We start from the raw sequence: 9,807 nt of genomic DNA on the forward strand, positions 1-9,807 counted from the left end.
GGCTCATGACTAATAGCTTATTTAGGATCGTTGATTTGTGCTTGTGCGTTTTGGAAACCATCGGCTCTTCCTTGTTCTAGAAACAGCGTTGCAGCTTTCTGAAAATCCTCGATCGCCCCAGCACGGTCTTTGAGTTGGCGGCGGACGAGGCCTCGGCTGTAAAAAGCGGTAGCATTGTTGGGGTTGAGCCGCAGCGACTGAGCAAAATCCTCAACCGCTAAAGGGTAATTTTTTAGTTCTGAGTAAATAGTACCGCGATTGCTGTAAGCTACTGCATCGCTGGGATTGAGCCGAATTGCTTGAGTAAAATCTTCCACAGCCCCCTGCTTGTCTCCCGAAGCCGAGCGAGCTAATCCTCGATTGCTGTATGCTTTGGGATTGTTGCCGTTGAGTCCGATCGTCAAACTGCAATCCTCGCTGGCCTTTTGAAATTGTTTTAAATTCAGATAAGCAATGCAGCGGTTGTTGTAAGCTGCTTCATCTTTTGGATCGAGGCGAATTCCTTGGGTGCAATCTGCAATCGCTTTGTCGTAGCTTGCCAAATTTAAGTAAGCGCTGCACCGATTGGTATAAGCATCAGCTAGCTCTGGTTCCAATTCGATCGCCTTAGTATAATCCTCCATCGCTCCTTGATAATCTGCCAGGTTAAATCTCGATCGACCGCGACTGTAGTAAACGCCAGCTTGTTTGGGGCTAATTTGAATCGCTAGGGTAAAATCTGCCATTGCTCCTGTTTTGTCGCCCGAGGCCGAGCGAGCTAAACCCCGATTGCTGTAAGCTGTAGCATCGTTGGGATTGAGCCGAATTGCTTGAGTGTAGTCGGAAATTGCCGTGCGGTAGTCGCCCAGATCGTAGTAGGCTAAACCCCGCTGAGAGTATGCCTCACCGTCGCTGGGATTGAGTCGCACTACTTGGGTGAAATCTTCCACGGCCCCCCGCTTGTCGCCGCTCTCGAGGCGGGCCAGACCTCGATTGTAGATGGCTTTGGTGTGGCTGGGATTGACTTTAATTGCTTGCGTGTAATCCTGTATTGCTTGCTCGGTGGCGCCCATGTCGTAGCGAGTGTTGGCTCGCTTGTAGTAAGTTTCCGCATCGCTGGGATTCATGGCAATCGCTTGGGTATAATCGGCGATCGCACCTGTTTTGTCCCCTTGCTGCGACTTGGCGGAGCCCCGGGCTAACAATTCTTTTGCCCTCGCCGGACTTTGACTCTGCCACAAGTAAATTATGAGTGCTGTCAAGATTAAAGCGGAGGCTGTTGCAGCCAACAGCAGCAGTCTGATTTGGCGCTGTCTCGACGGTTTACTCATAGCGTCCGTGATGATTGTGGCTGGCGGCGGTTCAACCTCCCATTTTACGGCGATTTGTTTGAGGTCTGCCAAAACTTCGGCGGCCTCCTGATAGCGTTCCTCGCAGTCTGGCCGCACCATTCGATCGATAATATCTGCTAGGGCAGGCGAACAAGTTGCCTGGTTTCGCCAGGAAATTTCGCTTTTGTTGTTTTTTAAGGCACTCAGTTTCTTGGGTGAGAGTCCCGTCACCGCAAGCTGGGCGATCGTACCTAGAGCGTAGATGTCGCTATTGTAACGGGGGTTGCCCATCGATTGCTCGATCGGCACGTATAACTCATGGGTCGCCACATCCTGTTTTTTTGCCTCCTGCCGTTTAACAGAGTTCGGGGAGGTTTGCGCCAACAAATTACAATTAGCGACTTCCGGGTTAATTTCTTTGTCTAAGCTAAAGTCAACCAAGACAAATTTGCCGTCTGACTCGCGCCGGATAGCTCTGTCTGGTTGAATTCTGCGGTGAATGAAACCCTTCTGGTGTATGAAGGCCAAAATTTCTAATATTTCTGATAGCAGAGCAATTACTTTGTCTTCAGCCCAAGGTTCACCGGGTATTAGTTCTTGACTTAAAGGTGTTCCGGCAATAAATTCTTCTATTAAGTATAAACTTTGATTTTCCTCAAAATACGCCAATAATTCGGGAATTTTGTCGTGTTTTCCCAATTTCTCAATTATTTCTGCGTTTCTTTGAAATATAACTTTGACTAATTCTGGAGTTTGCGAACTTTTGCCGGGAAGCCGCATTTCTCTAACCGTGCATTGCGGATACCCGGGACGGTGAGTATCTGCTGCTAGATAAGTTTTTCCCACCTCACTTGAGTCTGTGACTTTAATGATGCGGTAACGTCTGTCTAGAAGTTGACCAATCATGCGATAGCCCTCTACCCTGTTAATGTCCCATTATTGCATGAAATCCGGATAGCCAAAACATTTGGCTGAGTAATTTAAGTTCGATAGAGCCGTGACTCCCGCCCAAAAACGGATACAAGTTTCCTACAGGAGTCGTCAGCCGCCCCAAATTTTAGACTCTTGTTCAACCTCCCCGATTCATCTGTGGAGTAAATCTCAAATCTCAACTCTCAACTCTCAAATCGACTGACTGGCCTGCAGGGGCGATCGGATTGGCGCTCGCCCGTCAAGCACGGCGGCCGCGCTCTTCTAATATCTTGAAAAAAAAATAGCTGAAATTGTTTATCCTGTCAATGAGATATGTATAATTTAACAACCTAGCCGGAGGTCAGTCAAATGAACGTACAACTGCTTGAATCCCTAATTCAAGCGATCTTGTCTCTCTGGGCCGACGAGCAATTAGCACTCTGCGTAAAGATATTACCAAATATCCCCTACCCTTCGACCAGGAAACTCGTGCAGCTTGCCCTTTCCTGGCAGCTCTTTTAATTTTTTGAATGAGGAACCTTCTTATTTCTACTCTCGAAGACCGAGAAGCAATTGCCTGATACTCAAAAACAGGAGATTGAGAGAACTTTTGAATGTGTGAATAATAAAAATGTCTGAATCACTAACAAAAGGAGGAACGATCGCAGCGATCGCCACTGCCATAGTTCCCCAACAAGGCAGCGTCGGCATTGTGCGAGTTTCCGGTTCCTCCGCCTTAAAAATTGCCGAAACTCTGTTTCGCGCCCCAGGACGGCAAATCTGGGAGTCTCACCGCATTCTTTACGGTCATATCCGTCGCCCCAAAACTCAAGAATTAGTCGATGAAGCTTTATTGTTAATCATGAAAGCGCCGCGTTCTTTTACTCGCGAAGATGTGGTGGAATTTCACTGTCACGGCGGTATAATGGCCGTGCAGCAAGTCTTGCAGTTGTGTTTGGAACATGGGGCGAGATTGGCGCAGCCAGGAGAGTTTTCGCTGCGGGCTTTTTTGAACGGGAGGCTCGATTTAACTCAAGCTGAAAGTATTTCAGATTTGGTGGGAGCAAAATCGCCCGCTGCTGCACAAAGTGCTTTGGCCCTTTTGCAGGGCAAATTAGCCCAGCCCATCCGCAAATTGAGAGCAACTTGTTTGGACGTGCTGGCAGAAATTGAGGCGAGAATTGATTTTGAGGAAGATTTGCCGCCTTTAGATGAAGCTAAAACCTGTTTGGAAATAAATCATATTTTGGCGGAATTGTCAACAATTTTGGCGACGGCAGATCGCGGAGAATTGTTGAGAAGTGGTTTGAAAGTAGCGATTGTTGGGCGGCCGAATGTGGGAAAATCGAGTTTGTTGAATGCGTGGAGCCGGAGCGATCGGGCGATCGTCACGGATTTGCCCGGTACGACGCGGGATGTGGTAGAGTCGCAGCTAGTTGTGGGCGGCATTCCGGTGCAGGTGCTCGATACTGCCGGCATTCGAGAAACTGAAGACAAGGTAGAAAAAATTGGCGTTGAGCGATCGCGCGCCGCAGCAAAACAAGCCGATTTAGTGTTGTTGACAATTGACGCGGAATCTGGTTGGACAGAGGAAGATTCGGAAATTTACGAACAAGTAAAACACCGCCAGCTAATTATAATTATCAACAAAATCGACCTAGTAAAAACAATCCCAGAACTACCTTTTTCCTCAGAAATTCACCCAATAGTTGCCGCAGCCGCCGCCCTCGATCGAGGCATAGCAGACTTAGAAACAGCAATCTTAGATGCCGTCAGCGGGGGAAATTTGCAAGCAGCAAACTCAGACTTAGCAATCAACCAACGGCAAGCAGCAGCCTTAACCCGAGCAAAAATTTCTCTGGAACAATGCACGGATACTATCAGCAACAAATTGCCTTTAGATTTTTGGACAATAGATTTGCGCGGTGCAATTCAAGCGTTGGGGGAAGTTACGGGCGAAGAAGTGACAGAATCAGTTCTCGACAGAATATTTAGCAGATTTTGCATTGGCAAATAGCAAGGGCAGGACTTACTTAAAACCTCTATATTGCAGGTTGGCAATGCACACCTTACCGCTATAGCAATCCTTACAGGAGTCGTAAATTTTTTACCCCACCCCAACCCTCCCCGAACCTGCGGTCCGGGAGTAAGAAATCCACAAATGATTGAGGATTGCTATATAACTTGAAAATTCAGAAAATTCACTCGCTTGCTTGTTTCATTTTTTGCAGATTGAGTCGTTCATACCCTAAACCAGCAACGCCAATTCTTCAATCTAAAATCTCAAATCTCAAATCTAAAATCGATTGACTCATTCTTACGATCGAGGTCTTCCCAGACTTGTAATATAAAGCACAGCCTCACTCGCAGGAATACCGAGAACGTCATTGACGCGATCGTCAAAAAAGCCCGCGATACCGCTGACACCCAAACGCAGTTGAATAGCTGCTAAATTTAACCGCTGGCCCAAATGACCCGCGTCCATGTGCAAATAGCGGTAAACTCGATCGCCATATTTTGCTACAGCCCTGTTCAAATCCGCCGTGTGAAACAACAGCGCCGCCGCATCTCTGCCCAAGTCTTGCCCCAAACACAAAAAATGCAACTCCCTGCGGAAATTTTTAAACCGAATTTGCCGCAATTCTTGAGCTTTCGGAGCGTAATAGTAACAGCCTTCTTCTAACCCATTCACTCCCGATACAGCAATAAAAGTCTCGATCAAACTTAGATCGAAATAGTCGGGAGAACCGTCTAATCCTTGGTCGATATAGTGCTGCGGCTGGTAAGTAAAATCGAGCATAGCTAGCAGTTCGCCCAAGCTCAAAGAAGCACCTGTATAACCACGGGTAGAACGCCTTTTGAGGATAGTGTTTTCTAAAGTTTCCAGGTTCACTCCCCAAGGAATCGAAGGAGTGACCGTCGAAACTTTAGTACAAAAGGGAAAGTTGTATTTATCGTCTAATTCCCCTTCACTTTCATCAAGTTTCCAGCCGTCCGCTCCGGTAGGGTCAGATTCTAAATGCGTCGCTTTGTGGAGGGTTCTTAACAGTTGACCTTCGGAAATAGGCGGGTAATCTGTCGTGGTTTTTCCGGGCAAAGCTGTTTTAAATTTAGGCAAGTTTTGGTCAATATCTAGCAAGTCGGCTAAAGCAACTACACAAATCGCTCCTTCTTGCTCCGAGTCGATGTACAGTAATTGATTGACAGCTTCGTCGGCGAATCCTCCAATCAGGTGAGGTCGGTAATCGTTGACGGCGCAAGCTAACTCGATATTGCTCAATAAATGACCGGTGTCTAGGAAAATTCGCCGATAAGCTCGGTCTTCGTAACGCCAAGAAGAACGAAAAAAAACAGTCGTAATGGCGATCGCCAATTGGGTATTTTCTAGCGCTGGCGACTGGAAACAAGCTGCTTGCAAGGTTGGCCAAACTTGACTGTCCCAAAAATGAACAAGTGAATGAGTTCTGCACTGATAGTTGTAAAGTCCCGCCGGCAACTGCGCAGTGCCGCGGGAGATTAAATAAACCTCTGCTGGGTAGAGTCCGCCCGCCGACGGCGCCGATCGCAAATACAGGTAGCTGTCGTCTACCGTTTGCACTTTCGCCGTCAACCCGTAGCTGCACAGCAACAAGCTGGATAACCGATGCCACCAACCGGCATCTGGATCGGCATCGGAATCCTCCGAGGGGTCTTTTAGATAACGCTTGAGGTCAAAATACGCTCCAATTTTATATTCTTTGAACGGCACAGGTTGCTCTGTCCAATCTAGCTGTTTGCTTTTGGCAGCAATGGTTTCAGGATCGTATTTCGTCCGTTCGTGGTAGTGCTGAGCAATGGAGGGAGGAAGTTCTGGCATATTTCAGTAAATGATTGACTTTGGTTTCTCGATCGATCTTGACATTACCGACCGCTTACTGGTCGAGCAAGGCAGAAATTACAAATATAAAAAAAATCTTAGAAAAAATGAGATCGTTGTTACACAAGCTTAACATAAAATAATGCCTAAGTATAAATACACAAATTAATACCCATTAATTACTGTTATGGATAGGCTGCAATAGCTGTCCTCATAAAGGGATGAAAATGCAAAAGCTAAGCGCTGAGGAATTGCTGGCTCAGTATGCTGAGGGCAAGCGAAACTTTAACGCCGTTGACTTAAGTGAAGATAACTTGTTTCAAGCAAATTTGGCGGAAATAAATCTTTCTGGTAGCATTCTGAGGCGAGCTTATTTGCCCTACGGAAATTTGACTGAAGCTAATCTTTATAAAACTGATTTGCAAGATGCTGAATTGGGCGACATTCAACTTTATCAAGCTAACTTGTCGGAAGCAAATTTATCAAGAGCAAATTTATCCAGAGCAAATTTGCGCCACGCCAATTTACAAGGTGCTAATTTGCAAAAAGTTAATTTGCAAGGTGCGGATTTGTACAATGCAGATTTGACGAATGCCGATTTGAGATATGCGGATTTGAGCCGAGCTAATTTGCAGAAAGCAAAGTTAACCAAAGCTCAATTAGGGGGCTGCAACTTATTTCGATCGCGCTTGGTTGATTTGTCGGAAGCTGAATGCGATCGCACTACCATCGGTCCCGAAGGATATTGATGATTCCCAGCGGCTAGTCTAAAGCGATCGGCTTAATTGCTCGAGATCCCTTTTTTAAATTTCTTAACATCTCTCGACACCGCGGAAAATGTGAGTTACAGTTGTAGAAATAGTCCTGGACGCATGGGGGTTCAGAAACCGGGTTTTTTAACCAATCTGCCGGCTGCAACGCGTCTTTTCGTAAAAAAAATTGGTTTCTTGGGTAAGATTGCGTCCAGGGCCCAGAAAACTTATCGCTTCGCAACATTGACAATAAAGACAATAAACAACACACTTTTCCAGTGGAAACAAGGTAAAATTTATGGACTCTCCCGATAAAAAAGCAAGAGAACTCCGGCACAAAGAACAAGAACTGCGGAAGCGCGAACAAGAAATTCGGCTCCGCGAACTAGAAGCCGAAATCGACCGTTCAGTGCCAGAATATCGAACGATCAAGTACGAAGAACCAGACAGCAAAGATAAAGAAGGCCAACTCCAACAGTGGCGCCGAAAAATTATAGCCGTAGCTCAATTTACAGGCATTGTCATTGCTGTTGTCGTTGCAGTTCGCATAGCCTCTTGGCTGGCAACTGCGGTGATAGTTGGAGGCATTGCTTGGATTGCTTACAAAATGTTTTTTGCCGAAGACAAAAGTTGAAAACCCCAAGCAGGAAACTCTCAGGAAACAGCCATGAACCTTAAAGTAGAAACTAGCAACTTTCTCAACGATTTAGAGCGAGTAGCCGCAGTCCGCCGAGAAATTGCCGACTCTCTCAGCAACATCGCCACAGCCATCAACCAATCAGAATTAGCAGCAGCCGCAGCCTCAGGGAAACTCGGTTTAGAAAGCGACAGCGCCGACATCAATCTCGCCAGCAACAACTTACGTCAAGGAGTCTTTCGGCTGCTAGTTTTAGGCGACATGAAACGTGGCAAAAGCACTTTTCTCAATGCCTTAATCGGCGAAAACTTACTGCCCAGCGATGTAAATCCCTGTACAGCTTTGCTGACGATTTTGCGCTACGGTTCAGAAAAAAAAGTAACCGTTTATTTCAATGACGGCAAAAGCCCCAAACAGCTCGATTTTAAAAGTTTTAAACAGAACTACACCATTGACCCCGCTGAGGCGAAACGCCTAGAATCAGAAAAAAAACCAGCATTTCCAGATATCGACTGCGCCGTAGTAGAATATCCCTTACCTTTGCTAGAAAAAGGCATAGAAATAGTAGACAGTCCCGGACTGAACGATACAGAAGCCCGCAACGAATTATCTCTCGGTTACATCAACAACTGCCACGCTATTTTGTTTGTGCTCAGGGCAACTCAGCCTTGCACAATGGGGGAAAGACGCTATCTAGAAAATTACATCAAAAATCGCGGATTGAGCGTTTTCTTTCTGATCAATGCTTGGGATCAGGTGCGGGAAAGTTTAATTGACCCGGACGATCCTGAAGAATTGGCAGAAGCAGAAGGGAAACTGCGGCGGGTTTTTCAAGCTAATTTAGCTGAATATTGTTTAACAGAAGGACACGATATTTACGACGAGCGAGTCTTTGCAATTACCTCAATTAAGGCGCTCAGGTTGCGGATAAAAAACCCGGATGCGGATTTGGCAGGAACTGGTTTTCCCGAGTTTATGGCGGCACTGAATACGTTTTTGACGCAGGAAAGGGCGATTTCCCAATTGCGTCCGGCGAGGACTTTGGCGCGTCAAATTTCTGCTCGCGTCCGCGAAGCTGTTGGCCGCCGATTACCATTACTCGATCGCGATGTCAATGAGTTGAAGGAAAAGATTAATTCAGTTGAGCCAGAGTTTAAAAAACTGAGTCAGATTCGCGATGAATTTAAACAAGAAATTATCGAAGTTAGAGATAGTAAATCGCGGGCGATCGCAGATTCTTTCCGCACCTACGTTCTTAAATTAGAAAATACCTTTGAAACAGACTTTTTGCGGTATCAACCCGAGCTGAGCTTTCTGGATTTCTTCAGCCAAGGCAAGCGAGAAGCCTTTGAAGCATCGCTCAGACAAGCATTAGAACAGTACATCAACGACAAACTAGCAGCTTGGACTCTCACGGCAGAACAAGAGATGAATTCAGCATTTTCGCAGCTATCGCAAAGTGCGGCAAATTACGGAGCATCTTACACGAAAGTGACTGAAAAAATTACCGAAAAACTAACGGGGCAAAAAATACCAGCAGCAGTCAGTAACTCGAACGAAGATAACTCGCCAGCTTGGGCAAAATGGGCGATGGGATTGTTCTCGTTAACGACCGGAAATCTGGCAGGCGTAGCAATGGCAGGAGCGGGTTTTGATTGGAAAAATATCCTGCTGAATTTAATCACTGTGTTAAGCGTTAGTACGATTCTTGCTAGTTTGACGGGGATTGTTTTAGGGCCGCTGTACTTGGCTTTGTTGGGGATGGGTGTTGGGGTTTTGCAAGCAGACGGAGCTCGCAAACAATTGGTAAAAGCTGCGAAAAAAGAGCTTGTGAAATATCTGCCGCAGGTGGCTCAAGAACAGTGGCAGCCGATTCACGATGCTGTAAAAGAGTGTTTTGATGTTTACGGGCGGGAAGTGAGCGATCGGATGAATGCTGATATTAATTCTCGGAAAGCTGAGTTAGATAATTTGCTGGAACAAAAGGAATCTCGCGAGATTAATTGTCAGGCTGAATCTGAGCGACTGAAAAAATTGGAGGCTGATGTTTCTGCTCAATCGCAGAGTATAGAATCGCTATATCAAGGTTTCCTAGCATCCGCTACCTGAATGTGTTCTCATCCTTCAGGACTTACGAAAAAAATGGTTTGACGCGGGAATTATAAGGGTAAGGTGCGCCGCGCTCGAATCGACTTGTAGGGTGCTATACTACTTTGATTGTGAACGGATGATCGAGGGTGTAGGATAGGAGATCGCCTTACTAAGGAATGAGAATTAAATAACTTCCACAAGTTTGTGGGATGGGCGTCCCGCCCGTCCAAAAAAGACGGGCGGGACGCC

7 protein-coding genes are annotated in these 9,807 nt (G+C 46.3%); 4 read left to right on the forward strand and 3 right to left on the reverse strand.

What is annotated here, in order from left to right:
* Nucleotides 1-17 precede the first annotated feature (17 nt).
* Complete coding sequence (locus tag QUB61_RS12600; RefSeq protein WP_333134880.1) at nt 18-2,216, reverse strand: tetratricopeptide repeat protein; 2,199 nt, start codon at nt 2,214-2,216, stop codon at nt 18-20.
* 637 nt (nt 2,217-2,853) lie between these two features.
* On the opposite strand from QUB61_RS12600, the gene mnmE reads away from it, so the two are divergent.
* The gene (gene mnmE / locus QUB61_RS12605) at nt 2,854-4,239 is read left to right on the forward strand and encodes a tRNA uridine-5-carboxymethylaminomethyl(34) synthesis GTPase MnmE (RefSeq protein ID WP_333134882.1); all 1,386 of its coding nucleotides are present in this window, start codon (nt 2,854-2,856) and stop codon (nt 4,237-4,239) included.
* Nucleotides 4,240-4,539: 300 nt separating this feature from the next.
* Here mnmE and QUB61_RS12610 read toward each other — a convergent pair whose 3' ends face one another.
* Nucleotides 4,540-6,078, reverse strand: coding sequence for a SagB/ThcOx family dehydrogenase (locus QUB61_RS12610; RefSeq protein ID WP_333134884.1), 1,539 nt, complete (start codon nt 6,076-6,078; stop codon nt 4,540-4,542).
* 227 nt (nt 6,079-6,305) lie between these two features.
* Here QUB61_RS12610 and QUB61_RS12615 point away from each other — a divergent pair, with 227 nt between their 5' ends.
* From QUB61_RS12615 to QUB61_RS12625, 3 genes are all read left to right on the forward strand, one after another.
* Nucleotides 6,306-6,827 (forward strand): pentapeptide repeat-containing protein, encoded by a 522-nt coding sequence (locus QUB61_RS12615; RefSeq protein ID WP_333134887.1) that lies wholly within the window; start codon nt 6,306-6,308, stop codon nt 6,825-6,827.
* A gap of 301 nt (nt 6,828-7,128) precedes the next feature.
* The gene (locus tag QUB61_RS12620; protein ID WP_333134889.1) at nt 7,129-7,464 is read left to right on the forward strand and encodes a hypothetical protein; all 336 of its coding nucleotides are present in this window, start codon (nt 7,129-7,131) and stop codon (nt 7,462-7,464) included.
* Nucleotides 7,465-7,497: 33 nt separating this feature from the next.
* On the forward strand, nt 7,498-9,576 hold the full coding sequence (locus QUB61_RS12625; RefSeq protein ID WP_333134891.1) for a dynamin family protein: 2,079 nt from the start codon (nt 7,498-7,500) through the stop codon (nt 9,574-9,576).
* Between the two features lie 50 nt (nt 9,577-9,626).
* On the opposite strand, the gene QUB61_RS12630 is transcribed toward QUB61_RS12625, so the two are convergent.
* Nucleotides 9,627-9,807: hypothetical protein (locus QUB61_RS12630; RefSeq protein WP_333189971.1), on the reverse strand; the 181-nt coding region annotated here is incomplete at its 5' end.

The sequence above is a fragment of the Microcoleus sp. C2D2 genome, assembly GCF_036702495.1.
In the GTDB taxonomy this organism is placed as follows: domain Bacteria; phylum Cyanobacteriota; class Cyanobacteriia; order Cyanobacteriales; family Microcoleaceae; genus Microcoleus.

Excerpts from the sequence above, each read along its gene's own strand:
- QUB61_RS12600 (WP_333134880.1), bottom strand. The coding sequence starts at position 2,216 with ATGATTGGTCAACTTCTAGACAGACGTTACCGCATCATTAAAGTCACA.
- mnmE (WP_333134882.1), top strand. The coding sequence starts at position 2,854 with ATGTCTGAATCACTAACAAAAGGAGGAACGATCGCAGCGATCGCCACT.
- QUB61_RS12610 (WP_333134884.1), bottom strand. The coding sequence starts at position 6,078 with ATGCCAGAACTTCCTCCCTCCATTGCTCAGCACTACCACGAACGGACG.
- QUB61_RS12615 (WP_333134887.1), top strand. The coding sequence starts at position 6,306 with ATGCAAAAGCTAAGCGCTGAGGAATTGCTGGCTCAGTATGCTGAGGGC.
- QUB61_RS12620 (WP_333134889.1), top strand. The coding sequence starts at position 7,129 with ATGGACTCTCCCGATAAAAAAGCAAGAGAACTCCGGCACAAAGAACAA.
- QUB61_RS12625 (WP_333134891.1), top strand. The coding sequence starts at position 7,498 with ATGAACCTTAAAGTAGAAACTAGCAACTTTCTCAACGATTTAGAGCGA.